Here is a 20,685-nt window from a genome sequence, read left to right on the forward strand (position 1 = left end):
CCTTCTACGCGCGGCCCTTCCATATGCGGGCCTTTCTATGTGCCGGCCACGTTTCTCGCCCAGGTGTAGTCGGGCTGACCGGCCGGACTCCGGTGGATCTCGCTGACCAGCCGCAACACGCCAGGCACCGCGTGCGCGTCCAGCCTCCCCGCGCAGTGCGCGGCCAGTTCCGCCAGCGACAGCGGCGCGACCGGAGCCACCACAGCGGTCACCCGGCCTTCAGGACCACCGACCACCACCGCGTCGTACACCGCCGGATGCGCCCGCACCGCCGCCTCCACCTCCTCGGCACGCACCTCCCCGCCGCCGGTGCGGATCACGTTGGCCACGCGGCCGAGCAGGGTGACGCTCCCGTCGTCCTCGACCCTGGCCAGGTCGCCCGGCACCGCCCACCTGCGGCCCCGGGCGTCGCACGGGAAGTCCGCGCCGTTCCAGTAGCCGCGCGCGACCCGCCCGGTCCTGCCCAGCACACCCTCCTCGCCGGGCGCGGCGAGCTCAAACCCATCAGCCAGTACGGCAGCGCCGTCCGCCAGCCCGAACCCCGCCCCAGAACCATCCGCCGGACCGAACCCTGCGCCGGCGCCATCCGCCGGCCCGAACCCGGCGCCCATCGCCTGACAGGCCAGACCGGACTCGGCGGCGCCCAGCGCGTCCACGACCGCCGCGAGACCGGGAACGGCCGCCAGCAACCCCGCCTTGGTCTCCCCCGACATGGCCGCCGCCCCCGTCACCACCGCCATGAGCCCGGCCAGTTCCCCCGGCTTCACCGCAGCCAGCAGCGGCCTGGCCATCGCGTCACCGGTCAGCACCACGACCTGGGCCCGCTCGGCCTCGGCCAGCCGTACGACCGCGCGAGGGTCGAAGCCGCGCCCGGTCCACAGGATGAGCGTGCCGCCCGTGGTGTGACAGGTCCAGCCGAGCCACTGCCCGGCGGCCTGGGCGAGCGGCGCGCAGACCAGCATCCGCAGCCCGGCTCCGGCCGCCGCGTTCTCCGCGACCTGCTCCGCCGAGGCCACCGGCTCGCTCACGAACGAACCCATCGCGGCGAAGAACACGTCCTCGTGCCGCCAGAGCACGCCCTTCGGGCGGCCGGTCGTGCCGGCGGTGTAGATCAGGTAGTGGTCGTCGCCGGAGCGCTCCTGGGGCTCCGGCAGACTCCGGGGAAGAGCAACCGCCCTCTCGTACGGCGGGCCGTACGAGATCGTGTTCGTGAACCACGGCACCCGCGCCAGCAGACCCGCCTCGCCCACGAGCGCGGCGCACCCGGAGTCGCGCAGCACGTGGGTGAGGTCGTCCTCGCGGCAGCGGTGGTCGAGGTTCACCGGCACCGCGCGCAGCTTGAAGCAGGCCAGTTCGCTCTCCTTCCACTCGGCCCTGTTGCGCGCGAGAATGCCCACCCTGTCGCCCCGCCCGACCCGCATCCCGCTGAGGTGGCAGGCGAACCTGGTGGCGCGTTCGTCCAGCTCGCGGTAGGTGAGGCGGCGCTCACCCGCGACCAGCGCCGTCCGGCTGGGCACCGCCCGCGCCACGCTCTCGAACAGGTCGGCCAGGTTGAAAGTGCGGCTCACCGGTCAAGGTTGCGCAGCCCTCACCACCTGTTGTCCAGACCTGTCAGAAGGTGTCGATGATGTCCACGACGTAAAGGAGCGGTCCACCGCCCGGGACGCCGATGCCACCCGTGGTCGTGAACCCTTTGACGGCCGGGACGATCATCGCCACCCGGCTGCCGACGGCCTTACCGGTCAGCGCCTCGACCCAGCCGGGCGGCACCGCCCCGGGCACCAGCGTGAAGCCACGCGGCCCGCCGCGCCGGCGAGAGGAGTCGAAGACCGTGCGCGCCGGCCACCGGGCGCCGACATACTGCACCACGACCTTGGCCCCCGCCTTGACCACAGGCCCGGACCCGTCGATGAGCGTCCGCGATGGCCCAGGCGCCCGAAGATCCGCCGGAAGCGCGGGCAGCCCCTCCCCGAGCAGCCGAGCATCGGCCGGATACCCACCAAGAATGTCGAACACCGCCACCAGCGTCTCCCCCGGTCCGACACCCGGCGGCGCCCCACCGCCCGCCGGCCCGACCAGCATCACCCGGCTGCCCGCCGCGTGCCCGGCCAGGGCCTCACGCCAGGCGTAAGGCACCTGCCCGTCGCCGAGCACCACGGTGGCGGGCTGGCGGGTGTCATAGGTGTTCATGTACGGCTTGTTGCCCTCCCACCGGCGTACCTCGACATCGGTGACCACCACGTCGCCCTCCTGCGTCACCCGCCCGCCGCCCTCCCAGAGCACGGTGACCCGAGGCTCCCGACCCGGGGCCTCAGTGGGCAGGCTGATAACGGGCTTGGTCCCAAAGGCCCCGGACACCCGCGGGGTGGCCGTGGCGGTGGCGAGCCCGCAGGAGGCGACGAGCAGGATCGCGGCAAAACAGATCAGTCGCACACTTCGCTTCTTTGCCGCGATCACTCCAAGGGATTGGCATCTACCCCCAAAACCACACGGCCGATGCCCTCTCAAGATGCGGCATGCTGGGTGGGTGAGCAGGCCCAACCTCGCGCGGCGGGTGGCGGAAACGGCCGAGATCGCGCTGACCCACCGCAAATACGTCACCTTCGTCGACGTCGTCACCGGCCTGCGCTGGCTGCACACGCGACATGTAGACACCTGGCGCCAGGGACGAGCAGCCACACTGGCAGACCTGGCCGCGGTGGACGACGACCGCCTGCTGGACGCCGCCGCGCACCTGCGCGAATGGGCACTGGGCAAGGGGCTGCTGCCGGTGGCGACGCCGTACGTGTCGAGCAGCCGCGACCGCCGCGACCTGCGCTTCACCAGAGAAGGCGACCAGGAGCCCTACAGAACCCACTGGCTCTCCCCCGACCTGAGCGAAGCCCGAGTCAAGCAGATCACCGAACGCCAAGCCAAAGCCCCGGACTTGGTGGCGATCCGCCCAGTCGACCCCTGGACCTGCGCCGAATGCGGCGACACCGGCGACTACTTGATCATGGAAGAAGACCGCCCCCACTGCCTGACCTGCACCGACCTGGACCACCTGGTACTTCTACCCGCAGGCAACGCCACCCTGAGCCGAAGAGCGAAAAAGGAAAGCGGCCTGTCAGCCCTGGTGGTCGAATACAACCGCAGACGCAAGATCTACCAGCGAGTGGGCGTGCTGGTAGAGGAATCAGCACTGGCCCAGGCCGAGGAATCCTGCCTGGCAGACGAGGAAGTACGGCTCCGCCGCCGCGACCGCGACCGCGTCAGGCGAGAAGAGCAGGACGTCGAGTACCAGACAAGAATGGCCGCCGAAATAGCCCGCCTCTTCCCAGGTTGCCCACCCGAACGAGCAAGAGAAATCGCCGAACACGCCGGCCAACGCGGCAGCGGCCGAGTAGGCCGCTCAGCAGCAGCCAGAGCCCTGGACGAAACCGCGATCACCCTGGCCGTGGTGGCCTCAATCCGCCACCAGGACACCGACTACGACCAGTTGCTCATGTCCGGCGTCCCCCGAAAAGAAGCCCGAGACCAAATCCGAGACGCCATAGCCACCAAATTGGCCAGCTTCCGCCCCTAAAGGCATGGTGGTCGCACCGCTCCCGCGTCCCCCCAAAAAGACTTCGCTCCGCTCAGACGCCCCTCCGGCCCCACCCCTTGCCCAGTTGGAGCACCAACCAGCTGACACCCACCCCGCGCAAAGGAACTCGCTCCGCTCGCCCGCCCACCCAGGGGCAAGCCCAGGCATGACCAGCGGCGCACCGCATGGTCGAACCGTCAAAGGCCGAGCGCTTGAGATCCCCAAGAATGCCTGCCCGTCAGGCAAGAAGGGGGCTGCGGTGGACAAGAGCCGGCTACCTCGATGCGCAGGTCCCCTGAGTTGGAACGGATGCGCTGCGAGCGCCACCGCACTCTGACCCGCCTCAGTGCTACCGCCACCGAAACGCCTGCGCGAACGCCGCTCCGTCCGCGGCCTCTGCAATCGGCCGACTCGCCCGTGATTTCCACTCACGCACGCACCCTCCACGGCCGAAGTCCGGGCGTGGGCACTCACTCAAGGGTCTCCGGCGCCTCATGGGGCGCGAACCCGGCCTGAGATCTCAGGAGCCCTGCGGTCCCGCCCACACTACGGAGACGTGGGCCAGAACTTGGGCAGATTCACCGCAGGATCGGTCACCCGGAGCCGGCTGGCCACCGTGGGATCGACACCCTTCAAAGTGATCAAGCGCGGCCCTCCGGCCTCTTCCAGCACCGCCAGCGCGCTCGGCAACCCAGCGGCGACCGTCGCGATGGCGATGCCCATCCCGACCAGCCCGGGATGTTTGTGCGGGTACTCGATCCGGTGCAGGCCAGAGGCTGCGATCGCGGCCACTTCCCGCGGTCGCTGCATCTGACGACCGTCGTTGGTCAGGACAACGTGGAACCCCTCGGCCGCGGCTCGCGGATACAAGGTCTCGTCACGCGTGCCCGACCAGCCAGGAAGATCCAGGAGATGGACGATGTCATGGTTCAGCACAAAGCTGGTCAGGACCTGATGCAGGGGGCGGGGGACGTTCTCATCCAGCAACAGCCTCACGCTGCTCCCGAGGAGGGTCGTAGCTGTCGACGTAGGCGGCGAAGTCAGCGGCGTCCATCGCCGCGGTGGCAGACACGCTCGGGTAGTAGTCCGCGATCCGCTCGGCCGGGACACCGTCCCGCAGCAGTGCCGCGATCTCGTCGTACGGCACGCGGGTCCCTTCGATCACCGGCATGCCACCACGGACCGCCGGGTCGACGGTGACGTGTTCCCTGGGACGCAGCAGGTCCGGGATATGCCGTCCATCGCGGTAGAACGGCCGCAACACCTCAACCATGTCATGGATGACGATGTTGGCCCTGCGGTGCACCAGATCGGTGGCCTGACCCTGCTCGACCAAGTAGATCGTCGAGCCGTCGGTCACCAACTGATAAGCCGATAGGTGCTCGCGCTGTCGCAGGTCGTCGCGGAGTGTGTCCAAGGCTCGGCGAATCTTCTGCAGGGACGCGTCGTTGCGCAGCTTCACACAGGTGCGCAACGCGACCAGGTCTCGAAACGAGTACAGCACGGGGCGCACCGGCGAGGTCTCCGGCACCAGCACGGCCCCACGGCCTGAGCTGGCCTTACGCCAGTGCGCGAGCTGGCGAAGCGTGGCACCCGACAACGCCGCCGCCAGCTTCGGACTGTAGGACACCCACTTCACCTCCCTCCGCCTGAATCAGCCCCTTCATCATCGCAAACATCCCCACGATTCACTCACCATTACCCCGTCTTGATCGGAGAGTCGCCATGCCCTGCACTGGTCATGTCCACAAGCACTGCGGCTGCCGGAATCCATCGGCGACCACGATCACCCAGAACCGCACGACGGCCTTGGGGCACGCATCCCGATGCACGCCCTTACGCGAGCAGACGCGCGTGAGACCTGAACGGCCACGGCCAACAGGCGCCCTCCGAACCGGGCGCGCAGCGCGACGGTGCGCTCTGGCGCTGGCAGATCTTGTGGATGGCGCGGGCTCGTGTGGCGGCTTCTCGGGTCAGAGGTCAGGCCAGAAGCGAGCGGGTGAGGTGCTCGATGATGGGCACGTGCCAAGCTCTTCCGCGACGGCCCGATCAGGCCGATCACCTGCCCAGGTCGTCAGGTGAACGTCTTCGGGACAGTTCGGGAGATGCGACCGGGCTGCGAGGTGTGGGCGTGTAGTGCGGCGTCAGGCGGGCGATGGGGACCTGGTGGTGCTTCCTCGTGTCGTGACGTTCATGGAGGGAAGCCTGCTTGAGGAGCCGGTTGAGCAGGGCGGTGCGTTCGGTGGCGTCGGTCAGCATCGTGATGTCGACCGGAATCTCCTGATCAGAGAGGGTCGCGGCAGTAGCGTTTCCCTTCGCCGAGCTGCCCGCTCCGTGTCGGGTCAGTGTCTCAGCCCGAGGTTCGAGGGGCGAGGGCCGGTGGGGGCGGTCTGTCGCGGGTCAGGCGAGGACCATGGCGCTGATGGCAGCGCGGGTGGCGGTGCCAGCACGGGCGCCGGTGGCGTGGGCGGTGGCGGCGCGGGCGGTGGTGGGGGTCGGGTGGCGGTGGCGTGGGCGGCAGTAGGGGGTTGGGTGGCGATGGCGGGTCGGGTGGCGGTGGTGGGTTGGGGGTTCGCCGTGCTGGGGTTAGGCCGGGTGTGAGCGGGTGAGGTGTTCGATGATGGGGCGCCAGGTGCCGAGTTCTTCGAGGGGTGGGCGGATTAGGCCGATTACCTTGCCCAGGTCGTCGGCGCGGCGGAGGGTTACGGCGGCCATGCCGTACGGGCTGGACTCGAAGGCGGTTACCTCGGCCTTGGTCATCAGCCCGCCCTGCAGGTCCAGTGTTCTGGCCGATTCTGGGGACAGGGCGCGTGACGGCTCTACGGTGGCCAGGTAGCGCTTGGCCGGGACGTGGAGTTCTACCAGGGCGGCCACCCGGTCGCCCAGCAGTGGCCGGACGGCGTCGGCGCCGGCGCTCGCGTGTCCTGCCTCGTCGCCCGGGTGCAGCAGGTGGCCGATGTCGTGTACCAGCCCGGCTACCTGCAGTTCGAGGTCGTCGGGGTGCCATTCGCGCACTACGGCCGCGACCTGCAGGCCGTGGTCGAGCAGCGCGACCGGGTCGCCGGTCCGGTCGGGGGTGTCCCAGGCGTCTTCGCAGCGGGTGAGGATGTCCATGAGTTCGTCTACCGTCACGGGATAGCGTCTATCACATGCGCAATTGGCACGACATCAGGGACGAGCTACGAAATTTCGCACTTGGTCTGCCGGAGACCCATGAAGACCATCCATGGGGCGAATCGGTCATCAAGGTCAACAAGAAGGTCTTCCTCTTTCTCGGCATGGAGGAGCCGACCGAGAAGTGGGACCCGACCTTCGGTGTGAAGCTGCTGTCGGAGACCCACGGCCACGCCCTCACCGTCCAAGGCGCCGAGCCCAGCGGGTACGGACTCGGCAAGGCCGGGTGGGTCACGGTGCCGTTCATGAGCGAGCTGCCCGAGACCGAGATCCTGCTCGACTGGGTCGAGGAGAGCTACCGGGCGATCGCCCCGAAACGGGCCATCAAGCTCTTGGACGGCCAGCCTTAGCGCGATGGCCACGGGACAACTCGCCGTAGGCAAAGGCGAAGGGACGGCCCGCCGTAGCGCGGTCCCGATGAGACGGCCAGCGTTAGCGTGATTGCGATGGGACAGCCCGCCGTAGTGCGAGCCCGATGGGACGCCCGCCGTAGCGCGATCGCGGTGAGACAACGCGCGATAGCGACGGGACAGCCTGCCTTAGCGGGGAAGCTATTGGACGGCCAGCCGTAGGGCGAACCCGACGAGCAGCGCCCCTGTCACCCGCTCCACCCGCGCACGCACCTTGGGCCGCCGCAGCAAAGCGCCCACCTTGTCCACGACCACGTTGTAGAAGCTGAACCACAACGCGTAGAGGGCAGCGAAGATCGCGGACAGCAGCATCGGCGCCGCCCCCTCCATGAACTGCGGCAGGAACGTCACGAAGAACAGCAGCACCTTGGGGTTGAGCAGGTTCGACAGAAACCCGTTGCGCACATGCCGCAAACCGGTGCCCGAGGCGGGCTCGGCGATCGGCGCGGCGACGGCACGGGCTCTGAGACCCTGGATGCCCAGCCAGAACAGGTACGCCACCCCCAGCCACCGCAACACGGAGAAGGCGGTAGGCGAGGCGGCGAGCAGCGCCGACAGCCCGATCGCGGCGGCGACGGCGTGCACTCCGAGCCCGAGCAGCCCACCGGTCATGGTGAGAAGCCCGGCGGTGCGGCCGTGCGCGAGCGAACTGCGCATGATGAGCGCGGCGTCAGGCCCGGGGATCATGATCATGATCAGGGCGGTGACCGAGAAGGTCAGCAGCATGGCGGGGGTCTCCCGGAAGCACTGGGGGCGCGCTCCCGCCAACCCGCTGGTGCGCAGGCCGCACGAGAACGCGGGTGAACACAAATATGCCTTGTGGGCGGACCTAATCTTAGGCGACGCGATAGGTCCTCACGACCCGACCCCCACATAGGTCGCTGCTCACGACCCACCCCCACACAGATCCGGCCTCAGGACCCGACCCCCAGGTACGCAGCGATCGCCGCCCCATCACCCGCGAACTCCCCAGCCGCCGCCCCGTATACGAACCGCCCCTTCACCATGCACCTGACCTCGTCAGCGACCTCCAAAGCCAGCCGAAGGTTCTGCTCAACAAGCACCACCGAGATCCCAGTAGCGCGCAACCCCGCCAGCACAACCCCAAGCTCCTCAACCAGCCGAGGCGCCAACCCCTCGGACGGCTCGTCGAGCAGCAACAGCCGCGGGTTACCAAGCAGCGCGCGCCCGATGGCCAGCATCTCCTGCTCACCCCCCGAGAGCTGATCACCACGATGCCTCCGGCGAGCGGCAAGGGCGGGGAAGATCTGGTAAACGCGCTCGACAGTCCATTCACCAGGCGACCGGGAGATCTCCAGCGTCTCGGCGACAGTGAGCGACCGGAACACCCGGCGCCCCTGCGGCACGATCCGCACCCCCAAGCGGGCGATGCGCCGCGTGTCAAGGCCGGACAGTTCGCGCCCGGCCAGACGAATAGACCCGGACGACGGCCTGACCAGGCCCATCAGCGCGTGGACGAAGGTGGTCTTGCCGACCCCGTTGCGCCCGAGCACGGCCACGGCCCGGCCCTGGTCGAGGGTGAGATCGGCGCCGTGTAACACCTGCGCGGTGCCGTAACCGGCGGTGAGGTTCTGGACGGTCAGCATCATGTCCCCAGATAGGCCTTCTGGACCTCGGGCGAGGCCCGCACCTGCGCGGGCGTGCCGTCGGCGATCACCTGGCCCGCCGCCAGCGCGGTCACCCGGGAGGCGACGGCGAAGACCAGGTCGAGGTCGTGTTCCACGATCATCACGGTCAGCTCGGGGGGCAGCGCCCGCAACATCGAGGCCAGCTCAGCGCTCTCGGCGGCCGACATGCCCGCGGCCGGCTCGTCGAGCAGCAGCAGCCTGGGCCGCGCCGCGAGCGCCATCGCCAGTTCCAGCCGCCGCCCCTGCCCGTGCGAGAGCGCACCGGCCGGCCCGTCCGGCGAGACGTCCGTCGCCGCCAGGTGCCCGGCCGCCTCCCGCTCGATCTCGGCGCGCCGCCCGCGCGGCAGCCACGCCCGCAACCCCAAACCCCGCCTCGCCCGTACGGCGAGCGCCACGTTCTCCAGGCACGTCAGCCCGGTGAACAGGCTGCTGTGCTGGAAGGTCCGCCCGATCCCGAGCCTGGCCCGGCGCGGCTCGGAGAGCTTGGTCACGTCCCGCCCGGCGAACTCGATCCGCCCCGAAACCGGCCGCAGCGCCCCGGCGACCGCCGCGAACACCGTCGACTTCCCCGCGCCGTTGGGCCCGATGAGCGCCCGCCGTTCACCCTCTTCGACGGACAGGGAGACCCGGTCCACAGCGGCCAGCGCACCGAAACGCACGGTCACCTCACGCAGCACGAGCACGTTTCCTCCACAGCCCGGCGAGCCCCTCGGGCAGCAGGTAGACACAGAGCACGAACAACGCCCCCTCGACCAGCAGCCACTTGTCGCCCAGCGCGCCGGAGGTGACATCGCGCAGCGCGATCAGGCCCACGGCGGCCAGCGCGGGCCCGGCCAGCGAGTCGCGCCCGCCGAGCAGCACCATGACCAGCAGCAACACCGAGACGCCCACGCCCAGGTGGGTCGGGGCCACGAAGGTGTCCTTCTGCGCCACCAGCGCGCCGCCCGCCGCGCACACCGCTCCGGCCACGGTGACGGCGGCCAGCCGTACCCCCGGAACGGAGTAGCCGAAAGCGGCCATCCGCGCCTCGTTCTCGCGGGTGCCCGCGATGGCCGCGCCGAGCGGCCCGCGCCGCACCGCCGCCAGCACCGCGAACCCGGCCGCGACCACGGCCAGCGCCCACCAGTAGAAGACCACGACGTACGGCATGGCCGTCTCCAGCCCGAACAACGTGCTGACCGGAATGCCAGAGAGGCCGTTGTCCCCACCGGTGACGCGGCCCGACCGGGTGGCGGCCTGGACGGCGATCTCCCCGATCGCCAGCGTGAACATCAGAAAGAAGAACCCCCGCGTACGCACCGCGAACCACCCGGTGACCAGCGCGAACACCACCCCCGCGAGCACCGCCGCACCCAGCTGCACCACGGCCGACTCGCTGAGATGCTTGGCCGTCAGCCCCGCGGCATAGGCGCCCACCCCGAGGAAGGCCGCGTGCCCCAGCGACGGCAGCCCGGCGTGCCCGACGAGGAGGGCGAGGCTGGCGGCCATCAGCCCGTAGGCCAGCCCGCCGGTGAGCAGGCTGAGCTGGTAGGCCCCCAGCACGAACGGCATCGCGGCCAGGACGGCGGCGGCCAGGATCGCCCTCACCTGGCCCGCCCGAACATCCCGGACGGATTCCACAAGAGCACCGCGGCCATGACCGCGAACAGCAGGTAGGCGGCCAGCTCCGGCGCCAGCGCCACCCCGACCGTCTGCACCTGCCCGACCAGCAGCGCCCCCACCACCGCCCCGCGGATGGAGGCGAGACCGCCGATCACGATGACGATGAGCGCCAGCACGAGCACCTCGCTGTCCAGCCCGGCCCGCAGGTTGAGCAGCGGCAGCCCCAGCACCCCGGCGAACGTGGCCAGCCCGCAGCCGGCCAGCATGACCGATAATCGGACCCGGGCGACGTTCACCCCGATCGCCGCGAGCATCCCGGGATCGTCCACCGCGGCCCTGACCAGCGCCCCCGCCCTGGTCCGCTCGAAGATCCAGTACACGATCCCGCCGATGACGAGACCGGCCGCGATCACCGCCACCCGGTAAAGCGGGTAGCTGCCGAGGACGCTCCCGTCCAGCCCGTCGGGCGGCGGAAGCGTGTGGAAGCCCCGGTCCACCACGCCGAGCAGGAACTCCGACAGCAGGATCGCCAGCCCCAGCGTGAGCAGGGCCTGGTCAAGATGGCCGCGTCCGCGTAACGGCAGGATCGCCGCCGACAGCACGCCGCCCAGCGCCACGCCGAGCGCGGCCACGAGCAGCGCGGCCCCTGCCCATAAGCCCAGCGAGACCGAGGCACCGCCGAGCAGCAGGTAGGCGATGTAGCCGCCGGCCATGTAGAGGGCGCCGTGGGCGAGGTTGAGCACGTCGAGCATGCCGTAGATCAGCGTCAGCCCGACCGCGAGCACGAACAGCAGCGCCCCGAACGCCAGCCCGTCGAACGCGTTGACGAGCAGGCTCACGAGGCCTCCGGCGCGATGGTGGCGATCACCTTGTTCACGCCGCCGGAGTACTCCCTGACGTACCAGTTCTGCACGGGGTTGTGCTTGGCGTCCAGCGTGAACGGGCCGCGCGGGCTGGCGATCTCCCCCACCTGGCCCAATGCCTGGGCGAGGTCGCCGCCCCGCTTGGCGGCCTGGTCGATGAGGCTCATGGCGTCCCAGCTCTGCAGCGCGACCGCCGACGGGTTCTTGCCGGTCTTCGCCTTCCACTTGGCGGTGAACGCCTGGTTCTCCGGGTTGTCGAGGGCGGGCGAGTACAGGCCGACGCTGGTGATGCCTTCGGCGTCGGCTCCGATCGCCTGCAGTACGTCTTCGTCGGTGATGTTCTGGCAGGTCAGGAGCTTGAGTTTGGTGTCGTAGCCGAACTGCTTGAAGTTCTTGGCGAACGTGATGGCCTCGCCGCCGGCGTAGAAGACGTAGAGGAACTTCGCCTCGGCGGGGATCTGGCTGAGGTACGGCTGGAAGTTCTGGGTCTTGCCGAACGGGGTGAGGATCTGCTTCAGCGGCTTGGCGCCGCCGCCCTTGGCGTAGCCCTCGGCGAAGCCCTTCAGCGTCTCGGTGCCGGCTGAGTAGTCGGCGCCCATGAGGACCGCGCCGTCCTTGCCGTAGGACTCGGCGGCGTAGCGGCCGGCCGCGTACCCGTGCATGTAGTTGGTGTAGGAGACGCGGAAGACGCCGGGGCCGCCCAGCGCGTCGGCGCCGGCGTTGGCGATGACCACGGGCGTCTTCTGAGCTGCGGCCTCCTTGGCCACGGCCACCGCGACCGGGGAGGCGATCAGCCCGGTGATCACGTTCACCTGGTCCTGCAGGGTGAGCTGCCTGGCCTTCTGCTGGCCGGTCTCCGGGGTGCCCGCGTCGTCGGCGACCACCAACCGCGCCGGTTTGCCGCCCAGTTTGCCGCCGTGCTCGTCCAGGTAGAGGCGCATGGCGGCCTCCATGTCGTCGCCGAGCGCCGAGTACACGCCGGTCTGCGAGATGATCGCGCCGACCTTCACCACGGAGTCGTCTGCCGCCTGCTGAGTGGCCGCGCCACCGCACCCTGCGGCCAGCGCGACGGCCAGAGCGAGCAAGGCAAATCTCATCGGAGGCTCCCGCTGCCGCTAGCGTTTCCGAGATCCTCGCGCGTGCGGCGGCAGAAGGGAAGAGCGCTATCCCTTGCCCGGATGCAGCGCCCCGCAGTCGCGGCAGGTCCGCGCCGCCTGGTCGGCGTAGAAGGCGGAGAAAACGGGTGGCAGGTCCTTGACGATGTCGCGTACCTGGAGTTCCACCTCGTGCACCATGGCCCCGCACTCCTGGCAGTACCACCGGAAGGTCTCCAGCCGCCCCTCCTCGCGGATCTTCTCCACGACCAGGCCGACCGAGTCCGCCTCCCGCTGCGGCGAGTGCGGCAGGTCGGCCGGCAACAACCACATCTGCCCCTCGCGGATGTGGACGGTGTCCGGGCCCTCCGGCGTCATCACGTTGAGCCGCATGTTCCCCTTGATCTGGAAGAACAGCTCCTCGTACGGGTCGACGTGGAAGTCGGTGCGCTGGTTGGGACCGCCGACGACCATCACGATGAAGTCGCCGGCCTCCTCGAAGACCACCTTGTTGCCCACGGGCGGTTTGAGCAGGTGCTCATGCTCCTCGATCCACTTGCCTAAGTCGATGGGCGGCAGCATGGCCACTCCTCTCATCCGAACGCGGCGCGCACGGAGCCGAGCCCGTCGATCCGCACCTCGAAGACGTCCCCGCTGACGGCCTCCACGAACGGCCCCAGCGTCCCGGTCAGCACCACGTCGCCCGCGCGCATCGGGAACGCCGAGCGCCCGGCCGCGCCCGCCAGCCAGACCAGCGCGTTGAGCGGGTGCTCCATGACCTGCGCCCCCGACCCGGACGACACCTGCTCGCCGTTGCGCGTCATCGTCATGGCCGCAGAACGCAGGTCGAGCCCGCGCAGGTCCCGAGGGTCGCTGCCCAGGACGAAGGCGCCGCTGGAGGCGTTGTCGGCGATCGTGTCGGCCGGGGTGATGTCCCAGCCCTCGATCCGGGAGTCGGCCACCTCGATGGCGGCCAGCGCGAAGTCCACCGCCCTGATCACCTCGGCCGTGGTGAACGGCCCGCCCTCCAGGTCCTCCTTGAGCACGAACGCCACCTCGCCCTCGACCCTCGGCTGCAGGAAGTCCCCGATCGGGATCGGCTGCCCGTCCAGGTGGCAGCGGTCCTGGAACAACATCCCGAAGTCCGGTTCGACGATGCCGAACCTGCCGCGTACCTCCGCGTTGGTCATGCCGACCTTGCGGCCGACGAGCCTGCGCCCCTCCTGGAGCGCGCGCCGCGTGTTGATCTCCTGTACGGCGTAGCCGTCCCGCACCGACCCGACCAGGTCGCGTACCGGCGGGCACGGCTTGCCCGACGTGGCCGCGTCCAGCAGCCGGTCGGCCGCCTGGGTGCGGACGTCGACCGCTTCCGACCATTCATCGTGCATCTGAATCACTCCAGCCTGATGGTGGGCTCTCGCCATCGTCTCCCCTGCGGGAGATCTATGCCAATTACGCTGCCTGTTATGCAGACTCGTACCGATCAGGTGAACGCCCATGACGGCTCCTTCGACGTCCACGTCTGGGTGCCCGACTCCGGCCGTGGGCCGGGCATCCTGTTGCTGCAGGAGGTCTGGGGCGTGGGGCCGTACATCAGGAAGGTCGCCGAGGACCTGGCCGCGCTCGGCTACGTCGTGGCCGCCCCCGACCTGTTCTGGCGGGTGCGGCGCAACTGGGAGGGCGCGCACGACATGGCGGGGCTCCAGGCGTCGATCGAGGTCGCCAGTCAGTTCGACGGGGCCCAGGGCGTGGCCGACAGCGGCACGACGCTGGCGCACCTGCGCGCGCTGCCCGAGGTCACCGGCGGCGTCGGCTCGCTCGGCATCTGCCTGGGCGGTTCGCTGAACTTCGCGCTGGCCGCCGACGAGCCCATGGACGCTGTGCTGTCGTTCTACGGCTCGCAGGTGCCCGACACCCTCGCCCTGATGGATCGCGTCGACGCTCCCCTGCTGCTGGCCTTCGGCGGCAAGGACCCCTACATCCCCCGCGAGCGGGTGGCCGAGGTGGAGCGGGCGGCGGCGGGCCGCCCCAACGTCACGGTGTACGTGGACGAGCGGGCCGGACACGCATTCCACAACCATGAGGCCCCGGATTTCTACCACGAGGAGGCCGCGGCGGACCTCTGGCGGGTGGCCGTCGACTTCCTCGGGAAGCACATTCCGGTCCGTCCGTAATAGCCGTGCACGAAAGCTGCACACGCCCCCCACACACCCTGTCTGGTACGCCACTTCCCCGTACCCCACGATGAAGCCGTGGCAGAGATCTTCACCATGTGGGGAAATGTCATCATCGCGACGCTTCTGACCGTTCCGGCGGCGGTGCTGGCGATCTCCCATCTCACCCGCGGCCGCGCCCGCCGCGCGCACCCGGCGCCCCTCCGCAGCGCGGTCGCCGACGTCGGGATCGTCATCGGCACCGCGCCCTGGATCTGGATGATCCTCACGCCTTCCAGCCGCCGGAACACGGTCGAACCCGTCCCCTTCCAGGTCTTGATCGACCTCGCCGCAGGACCGTGGCAGACGGCATTCGTGCAGGTTGGCGGGAATCTTCTGGTATTCGCCGCCCTGGGGGGACTGCTCCCGGTCCGCTCCGCGCGCTTCACCTCCCTGGCGCGCATCGCCCTCATCGCGGCACTGGCCTCCACGACCGTCGAGTGCCTCCAGTACGGCCTGCGACTGGGCCGCGACTCAGCCACCGACGACGTCTTGGTCAACACGGCCGGGGCCGTACTGGCTGCCGTGATTACTCGCCGCTGGTGGGCACCCGTAATACCGGGCAGGACCGTTCCAAGGTAACGGCCCGCGAAAACCCCCGAAGATCACCACACAGGCACGATCCACTCAAAAGAAGCACGCGACCAACCTGCGTATCTGTGCGATCGTGGACAAGACGGGGCAAGTTCTCTGGAGACGCCAAACCCGGTTGGTGACAGAGGGTGGTCAAACGTGTCTGAATCCCCGGTACCCCACGAGCCCCCCATCTATCGACGGATCGCCGACGGCCTCCGCGCGCGGATCATGGCCGGCGAACTGCGTGACGGGGATCGGCTACCGGGCGAGAACGCGCTCATGGCAGAGCACGACGTGGCACGCGCCACCGCTCGGCAGGCGCTTGCCGTACTCATCAACGAAGGGCTGGCGGTACCCAAGCGAGGTTCGGGGGTCTACGTGCGCTTGTTCAAACCGATCCGACGACACGGCTCCCGCCGCCTGTCCCGCGAGCAGTGGGGGCAGGGGCGGGCGATCTGGGACGCCGACACGCGCGGCCGTCCGTTCACCGTCGACGAGGTGGAGGTGGCCAGGGAGAACGCCACGGAAGACGTCTCAGCGGTGCTGGAGAGCGGCGAGGTCTGGGTACGGCGGCGGCGTTACTCGGTCGACAGCCGCCCGGTCCAGCTCGCCACCTCCTACTTCCCAGCCGCGCTGGTAGAGGGCTCGGCCATCACGGTGGCCGACACCGGCCCCGGCGGCGTCTACGCCCGCCTGGGCGACCTCGGACTGCCCCCCGCCCACTTCACCGAGGAGGTACGCGCCAGGATGCCCCGCCCCCGCGAGGCCGGCCTCCTGGGCCTGCCCGGCGGCACCCCGGTCATCGAGGTCTGCCGGACCGCCTACACCTCGGGCGGACTTCCGGTCGAGCTGAACGAGATGGTTTTGGACTCCGCAGCCTATGTACTTCAGTACGATTTCGATGCTTAGGTCAAGCCGAAATGTCAAGCGATAGGTTGACCTGTCCCTCGCGGATCTTGCCTTCTCTAGAGAGGTACCGCATCGTCGAAAGGGAAGGAATCATCGCCTAGCAGCGGGTCCCGGGAAGGGTGGTCATGTCCTTTGACCGGCACCTCGCGGAGATCGCCCGGGAGTTTCCGCACTGGACCATCTGGCGGAGCGACGCGGGACGCTGGTGGGCCACTCGGCATCACCCGCTCAGCGCCGAGCAGCGTGATGCCGGGTGCGCGATGACGATCGACGCCGACGACCCGGACGGTCTTCGCGACCAGCTCCGGGACCAGCAAAGGCGGGCGGGAACCCCGCCGCCCGCCTGAAATCTGGACCGTTCTCACGGCCCAGACCCACACACGCCCGAACCGTCCCAGCGGTTCGGGCGACACGAGCAGCCCGGTGCCGGGTCCAGCGTCTCGGCGGCTCCGGCACCGGGCCACCAAAACGGGGCCGCCAAAACGGGGCCAAGGTCGCGGAAGCCTCCGACCCTATCGGGGGCGGAGGCTTCCGCCCACGGAGTAGCGTCGAAGGCATGCTGTTCGAACAGCGCCTGCGCGAAGGAATCGCCGACGGCACCATCACGCTCGCCTTCCGGCGCTGGAAACGCAGCCAGGTCAGGCCCGGCGGCCGCTACCGCATGGGCGACGGCCGCATCGCCGGCGTCTCCTCGGTCGAGGTGGTCACCGACATCACCGACGCCGACGCCCGCGCCGCCGGCTTCCCCGACGCCGCGACGCTCCGCCGCGACCTCGACGCCCGGGGCGACGACCCGATCCACCGCGTCGTGTTCCACCTCGCCGACGCGAGCGACCCGCGCGACGCGCTCGCCGAATCCGCCGAGCTCTCCCCGGACGACCTCGCCGGCCTGCGCACCCGGCTGACCCGCTTCGGCCCCTGGGCGCTGCCCACGCTCCGCCTCATCGCCGAGCGCCCAGGAGTGCGGGCCGGCGACCTCGCCCCCGAGATCGGCCAGGAACTGCGCGAGTTCAAGATCAATGTCCGCAAGCTCAAGAACCTCGGCCTCACCATCAGCCTGGAAACCGGCTACCGCATCTCACCGCGCGGACGGGCGTACCTGGACATGACGCCGGCCCCGCCGTAGCGGGGCCCGCGACACCGTCGATCACTTGCGCACGTCGGTCAGCCCGCCGATGTTGACGTCCGTGTCGTCACTCCCACGCTGGGGCTGGGGCTGGGGCTGGGGCTCCTCGATCGAGTCCGCCACGATCACCCGCACGTCCTCCTGCGAGGGTACGGCGGGCTCGTCCTGAGCCGGGAACGTGACCACGTCCTGAGCCGCGGGCGTCTCCCGGGCGGGAAGCGTGAGCGCCTCGTCAGCCGGAACGGCCGGCGGCCCCTCCAGCAGCGGCCCGGCGGCCGACTCGCTGCGCATCAGGTCGCCCAGCACCGAACTGATCTCGGTCAAGCGGCGTACCACCTCGCCGTGGGTGTCGGTGAGGTAGCTGACCCGGCGCCCGGCGTGCTCGTCCAGCGAGGCGGCCCGTTGCTGCGCGGCCGTCAGCGTGGACTCGGCCTCGGCACGCGCCGTGTCGAGCGTCTGCTCCGCCTCGGTCCTGGCCGAGTTCATGGTCCGCTCGGCTTCGGCCTGCGCCCCTTCGACCAGGCGCTCGGACTCCGTGGTGGCCGCGGTCACCGCGCGGTCGGCCTCCGACCTGGCATCGCGCAGGGCCTCTTCGGCCTCGGCCCGTGCGGTGGTCAGGGTCTCCTCCGCGTCAGAGCCGGCCTGGGCCAGCATGCGCTCGGCGGCCGAGGTGGCCTCGCCCACGCGGCGCTCGGCCTCGGCCTGGGCCGAGGTCAGGATGTTGTCGGCGGTCTCGCGGGCCGAGGTGACCATGCGGTCGGACTCCGACCTGGCGCTCTCCCGCACGCTGGCGGCCTCGCTGGCGGCGTCCTCCTTCTTGGCCGCCGCCTCCTCCTCGCCCAGCTTGAGGATCTGCGCCAGGCGCGGGCTCAGGTCCTCGTAGCTCTGCGGCGCCTCGACCATGCGCCGCCTGGCCTCGGCGAGTTCGATGCGACCTTGTTCCGCCTGGTCGATCGCCCGTGCCAGCCGCTCTTCGAGATCTCGGATTTGATTGCGGGTTCTCATCATGTAGTCGTGGACCTGACGGCGGTTGTAGCCGCGCATCACGACCTCGAAGGTGTCCTCTTGCATCAGATCGGGGATGCTCTCGTGCTGGTTTTTCATGGGGGTTACCTATGGTCTGCGTGAGGCGGGGGACTGCAATTTGTGAGTGTCTGACGACGAGACGTCAGGAATCGACTTTCCTGCCATCTGCCCACGTCCGCAACCGGAACGCCACACCTGGGGCAGGAATTACGATGTCCCGGGTGTACATAGCAGCGTTGGACAACGGGGCAGTTCCGGACATTCATCCCGAGGCGTACATAGCGCCAGGGGCCGTCGTCGTGGGCCGCGTCAGCGTGGGCCGGGCGGCGTCCATCTGGTACGGATCCGTCCTGCGTGGAGACGACGAGCGGATCGAGATCGGGGAGGAGTGCAACGTCCAGGACCTCTGCTGCCTGCACTCCGATCCGGGAGAGCCGGCGATCCTGGAGCCGCGGGTCAGCCTGGGCCACAAGGCGATGGTCCACGGGGCGTACGTCGAGACCGGCGCCCTGATCGGCATCGGCGCCATCGTGCTCGGCGGCGCCCGGGTCGGCGCGGGCACCCTCGTGGCGGCCGGCGCGCTGGTCGGGCCGGGCAAGAGGATCCCGCCGGGCGTGCTCGTGGCAGGCGTCCCCGGCAAGGTCGTGCGCGAGCTCACCGACGACGACAGGGACACGTTCGCGCGTACCCCGGATTCCTATATGGCCAAGGCGATCAGACACCGTTCGGCGTCCCCCCTCCGATCGTCATAACGGACATTCTGCCCCCTATTGCCTCCGTCCGTGGCTGACCGGCGAAGTACGATTGCCGCCGTGCACCCCTTGGACCCCTTCTCGGCCGTCGAAGCGGACGTGCGCGCGCTCGTGGCGAACCCCCGCTGGGCCGGGCTCCCCGATCACCTCAGGGCCGAGGCGCTGGCCACCACGACGGTCGTCACCCCCGACGGCGGCCGCTGGCTCTTCGGCGCCCACGCCCGCTGGTACCTCCACGACCCCGCCGACGGCCGCTGGCACCTGGCCGCCCCGCCGCGCGGCCTGCCCGTCCGCGCCGGCCGCCACGGCTCGCCGGTCCTGAACCCCGTCCTGCTGCCCACCGGCGCCGACTTCATCGGCCCCGACGGGTCCACCCAGGCCTTCATCGGCCCCGACGTGCACCCGGGCCTCACCGAGGAGGTCCGGGTCCTGCTGCGCCGCGCGGGCCGCAAGTCGGAGCTCGACTACCCGCTGACCTCCTTCAGGGACGTCTTCGCCGCCGACGTCCCGAGCACGGTGGCCGCTGTCTGGGGCACGATCATGTGGTGCGCGTACGCGCCCGCGTTCGACGGCAACGAGCGCCTGCTCACCATCTTCGGCGAGTACCTGCGGCGGCCCCTGCCCGGCGACGAGTGGGTCCGCTGGCTCACCCGCCCGTCCCTGGAGGCCCTGGTCACGCTGTACGCCGAGCGCGTACGCGCCACCGGCCGATCCGACCCCCCACTGTCCGCCCCCTACCCCTGGCACACGGGCCCCGGCCACTCGACATCTGGTCACCACTCCGCTTATGGCACCACCGAGCACTCCCACGGCGGCGGCGCAGGACCGACCGGCGGTGCGCGGAATGCGAAGGACACCCCGGAAAAGGCCGGGCTGCGGCTGGTGGCCCTCATGGCCGACACCGCGCAGATCCTGGCCGACGACCCGCGCTTCGCCCCCCGCGCCCACGCGCTGCTGGCCATGCTCAAGCCCCTGCTCCACCAGCCCGCCCTCGACCACGCCGCGGCGCTGAGGGGCGACGACACGGTACGGCGGGCGTGGCTGGCCCGCGTCCCCGCCGACCTGGCCAGGTGGATCCTGCCCGACACCGACCCCGGCACCGCCTTCCGGCACACGGTCTACGACCTGGTGGAGTCCCTGGCGTTCACCTCCGACGCGCCGAGGGCGGCGGCGTCCTTCCTGACCGATCTGCCGGGCGCGGGCGATCGGCTGCACAACTGGCTGGACCACCGGGTCCGCAACGCCTACGCCGAGCTCACCGCGCATGTCGCCGAGTACGGGGAGCACACCGAGCCCGACGGCTTCGCCGTACCGGCGTTCCTGTGGACGGGGGCGACGGGCGGCTGGCCGGAGCGCGCGACCTCGCCGGCGACGGCGCGCGGGGTCCTGGTGGCCCCGCCGGACAGGGGTTCGGCGGCTGCGGTGCTGGGCGCGGCGTACGCGACGGGGCTGACGTGGTGCAGGCTGACGGGGGCGCGGCTGCCGGAGGAAGGTCTGGCGGGGGCGCGGGCGATCGTCCGCAGGCTCGTGCACGAGCGCGACGACATCCACCCCTAAACCACTAATACCGTAATTTCTCTCTTACTCCCCCTATATCGTTCTTTCTCCTGAACAACCGGACATTGGCTGAATTGTGATCTCTGAAACGGGAAATGATCCTGATGGGGCCCGGCGGTACAGAAAGGAATGACCCCGATGGGCCATGTCGCCTGAAGGGCCCCGGGCC

23 protein-coding genes are annotated in these 20,685 nt (G+C 70.0%); 9 read left to right on the forward strand and 14 right to left on the reverse strand.

What is annotated here, in order from left to right:
- Nucleotides 1-35: 35 nt before the first annotated feature.
- Together HNR40_RS40835 and HNR40_RS40840 are read right to left on the reverse strand one after the other, a co-directional pair.
- A complete protein-coding gene (locus HNR40_RS40835; protein WP_184971285.1) occupies nt 36-1,568 on the reverse strand; it encodes an AMP-binding protein in 1,533 nt (510 codons plus the stop codon).
- A gap of 43 nt (nt 1,569-1,611) precedes the next feature.
- Nucleotides 1,612-2,433: an FKBP-type peptidyl-prolyl cis-trans isomerase gene (locus tag HNR40_RS40840; RefSeq protein WP_184971287.1), complete on the reverse strand. Its 822-nt coding sequence runs from the start codon at nt 2,431-2,433 to the stop codon at nt 1,612-1,614.
- Between the two features lie 94 nt (nt 2,434-2,527).
- Here HNR40_RS40840 and HNR40_RS40845 point away from each other — a divergent pair, with 94 nt between their 5' ends.
- On the forward strand, nt 2,528-3,565 hold the full coding sequence (locus HNR40_RS40845; protein WP_312896698.1) for a DUF2293 domain-containing protein: 1,038 nt from the start codon (nt 2,528-2,530) through the stop codon (nt 3,563-3,565).
- A gap of 546 nt (nt 3,566-4,111) precedes the next feature.
- Here HNR40_RS40845 and HNR40_RS40850 read toward each other — a convergent pair.
- The 3 genes from HNR40_RS40850 to HNR40_RS40860 form a co-directional block, all read right to left on the reverse strand.
- The gene (locus tag HNR40_RS40850; RefSeq protein ID WP_184971291.1) at nt 4,112-4,561 is read right to left on the reverse strand and encodes a PIN-like domain-containing protein; all 450 of its coding nucleotides are present in this window, start codon (nt 4,559-4,561) and stop codon (nt 4,112-4,114) included.
- The gene (locus HNR40_RS40855) at nt 4,542-5,195 is read right to left on the reverse strand and encodes a DUF433 domain-containing protein (protein WP_184971293.1); all 654 of its coding nucleotides are present in this window, start codon (nt 5,193-5,195) and stop codon (nt 4,542-4,544) included. The genes HNR40_RS40850 and HNR40_RS40855 overlap by 20 nt, the downstream gene beginning before the upstream one ends.
- A gap of 956 nt (nt 5,196-6,151) precedes the next feature.
- Nucleotides 6,152-6,697, reverse strand: coding sequence for an HD domain-containing protein (locus HNR40_RS40860; protein ID WP_221341434.1), 546 nt, complete (start codon nt 6,695-6,697; stop codon nt 6,152-6,154).
- Between the two features lie 17 nt (nt 6,698-6,714).
- On the opposite strand from HNR40_RS40860, the gene HNR40_RS40865 reads away from it, so the two are divergent.
- Nucleotides 6,715-7,089, forward strand: coding sequence for an MmcQ/YjbR family DNA-binding protein (locus HNR40_RS40865; protein ID WP_184971294.1), 375 nt, complete (start codon nt 6,715-6,717; stop codon nt 7,087-7,089).
- A gap of 201 nt (nt 7,090-7,290) precedes the next feature.
- On the opposite strand, the gene HNR40_RS40870 is transcribed toward HNR40_RS40865, so the two are convergent.
- The 8 genes from HNR40_RS40870 to HNR40_RS40900 all read right to left on the reverse strand — a co-directional run bounded on the left by HNR40_RS40870 (nt 7,291) and on the right by HNR40_RS40900 (nt 13,745).
- Nucleotides 7,291-7,875, reverse strand: a complete 585-nt coding sequence (locus HNR40_RS40870; protein WP_184971296.1) for a LysE family translocator — start codon at nt 7,873-7,875, stop codon at nt 7,291-7,293.
- A gap of 188 nt (nt 7,876-8,063) precedes the next feature.
- Nucleotides 8,064-8,759: an ABC transporter ATP-binding protein gene (locus HNR40_RS40875; RefSeq protein WP_184971298.1), complete on the reverse strand. Its 696-nt coding sequence runs from the start codon at nt 8,757-8,759 to the stop codon at nt 8,064-8,066.
- Nucleotides 8,756-9,481, reverse strand: coding sequence for an ABC transporter ATP-binding protein (locus HNR40_RS40880; protein WP_221341435.1), 726 nt, complete (start codon nt 9,479-9,481; stop codon nt 8,756-8,758). Before HNR40_RS40880 ends, HNR40_RS40875 begins: the two co-directional genes overlap by 4 nt.
- On the reverse strand, nt 9,465-10,385 hold the full coding sequence (locus HNR40_RS53935) for a branched-chain amino acid ABC transporter permease (RefSeq protein ID WP_221341436.1): 921 nt from the start codon (nt 10,383-10,385) through the stop codon (nt 9,465-9,467). Before HNR40_RS53935 ends, HNR40_RS40880 begins: the two co-directional genes overlap by 17 nt.
- Nucleotides 10,382-11,239, reverse strand: a complete 858-nt coding sequence (locus tag HNR40_RS40885; protein WP_184971302.1) for a branched-chain amino acid ABC transporter permease — start codon at nt 11,237-11,239, stop codon at nt 10,382-10,384. Before HNR40_RS40885 ends, HNR40_RS53935 begins: the two co-directional genes overlap by 4 nt.
- Complete coding sequence (locus HNR40_RS40890) at nt 11,236-12,360, reverse strand: ABC transporter substrate-binding protein (protein WP_184971304.1); 1,125 nt, start codon at nt 12,358-12,360, stop codon at nt 11,236-11,238. Before HNR40_RS40890 ends, HNR40_RS40885 begins: the two co-directional genes overlap by 4 nt.
- A 66-nt stretch (nt 12,361-12,426) precedes the next feature.
- Entirely contained in the window at nt 12,427-12,939 is a 513-nt protein-coding gene (locus HNR40_RS40895) for a 3-hydroxyanthranilate 3,4-dioxygenase (RefSeq protein WP_184971306.1), read from the reverse strand.
- Nucleotides 12,940-12,950: 11 nt separating this feature from the next.
- Nucleotides 12,951-13,745, reverse strand: coding sequence for a 2-keto-4-pentenoate hydratase (locus tag HNR40_RS40900; protein WP_184971309.1), 795 nt, complete (start codon nt 13,743-13,745; stop codon nt 12,951-12,953).
- A 78-nt stretch (nt 13,746-13,823) separates the two neighbouring features.
- On the opposite strand from HNR40_RS40900, the gene HNR40_RS40905 reads away from it, so the two are divergent.
- The 5 genes from HNR40_RS40905 (at nt 13,824) to HNR40_RS40925 (ending at nt 17,181) form a co-directional block, all read left to right on the forward strand.
- Nucleotides 13,824-14,531 carry a dienelactone hydrolase family protein gene (locus HNR40_RS40905; protein ID WP_184971310.1) on the forward strand — a complete coding sequence of 236 codons (708 nt, stop codon included), beginning with the start codon at nt 13,824-13,826 and terminating at the stop codon, nt 14,529-14,531.
- Nucleotides 14,532-14,609: 78 nt separating this feature from the next.
- Nucleotides 14,610-15,152: a VanZ family protein gene (locus HNR40_RS40910; protein WP_221341437.1), complete on the forward strand. Its 543-nt coding sequence runs from the start codon at nt 14,610-14,612 to the stop codon at nt 15,150-15,152.
- A gap of 150 nt (nt 15,153-15,302) precedes the next feature.
- Nucleotides 15,303-16,055 carry a GntR family transcriptional regulator gene (locus tag HNR40_RS40915; protein WP_184971312.1) on the forward strand — a complete coding sequence of 251 codons (753 nt, stop codon included), beginning with the start codon at nt 15,303-15,305 and terminating at the stop codon, nt 16,053-16,055.
- A gap of 125 nt (nt 16,056-16,180) precedes the next feature.
- Nucleotides 16,181-16,402: a hypothetical protein gene (locus HNR40_RS40920; RefSeq protein ID WP_184971314.1), complete on the forward strand. Its 222-nt coding sequence runs from the start codon at nt 16,181-16,183 to the stop codon at nt 16,400-16,402.
- Nucleotides 16,403-16,611: 209 nt separating this feature from the next.
- Nucleotides 16,612-17,181, forward strand: a complete 570-nt coding sequence (locus HNR40_RS40925) for an ASCH domain-containing protein (RefSeq protein WP_184971316.1) — start codon at nt 16,612-16,614, stop codon at nt 17,179-17,181.
- A gap of 21 nt (nt 17,182-17,202) precedes the next feature.
- Here the strand turns inward: HNR40_RS40925 and HNR40_RS40930 are convergent, their stop codons facing one another.
- Nucleotides 17,203-18,285, reverse strand: a complete 1,083-nt coding sequence (locus HNR40_RS40930) for a DivIVA domain-containing protein (RefSeq protein ID WP_184971318.1) — start codon at nt 18,283-18,285, stop codon at nt 17,203-17,205.
- A 134-nt stretch (nt 18,286-18,419) separates the two neighbouring features.
- Here HNR40_RS40930 and HNR40_RS40935 point away from each other — a divergent pair, with 134 nt between their 5' ends.
- Both HNR40_RS40935 and HNR40_RS40940 read left to right on the forward strand, forming a co-directional pair.
- Nucleotides 18,420-18,959: a gamma carbonic anhydrase family protein gene (locus tag HNR40_RS40935; RefSeq protein WP_184971320.1), complete on the forward strand. Its 540-nt coding sequence runs from the start codon at nt 18,420-18,422 to the stop codon at nt 18,957-18,959.
- 60 nt (nt 18,960-19,019) lie between these two features.
- Nucleotides 19,020-20,516 (forward strand): hypothetical protein, encoded by a 1,497-nt coding sequence (locus HNR40_RS40940; protein ID WP_184971322.1) that lies wholly within the window; start codon nt 19,020-19,022, stop codon nt 20,514-20,516.
- The last annotated feature ends 169 nt before the right edge of the window (nt 20,517-20,685 follow it).

The organism is Nonomuraea endophytica (assembly GCF_014203235.1).
GTDB classification, from domain to species: Bacteria; Actinomycetota; Actinomycetes; order Streptosporangiales; family Streptosporangiaceae; genus Nonomuraea; species Nonomuraea endophytica.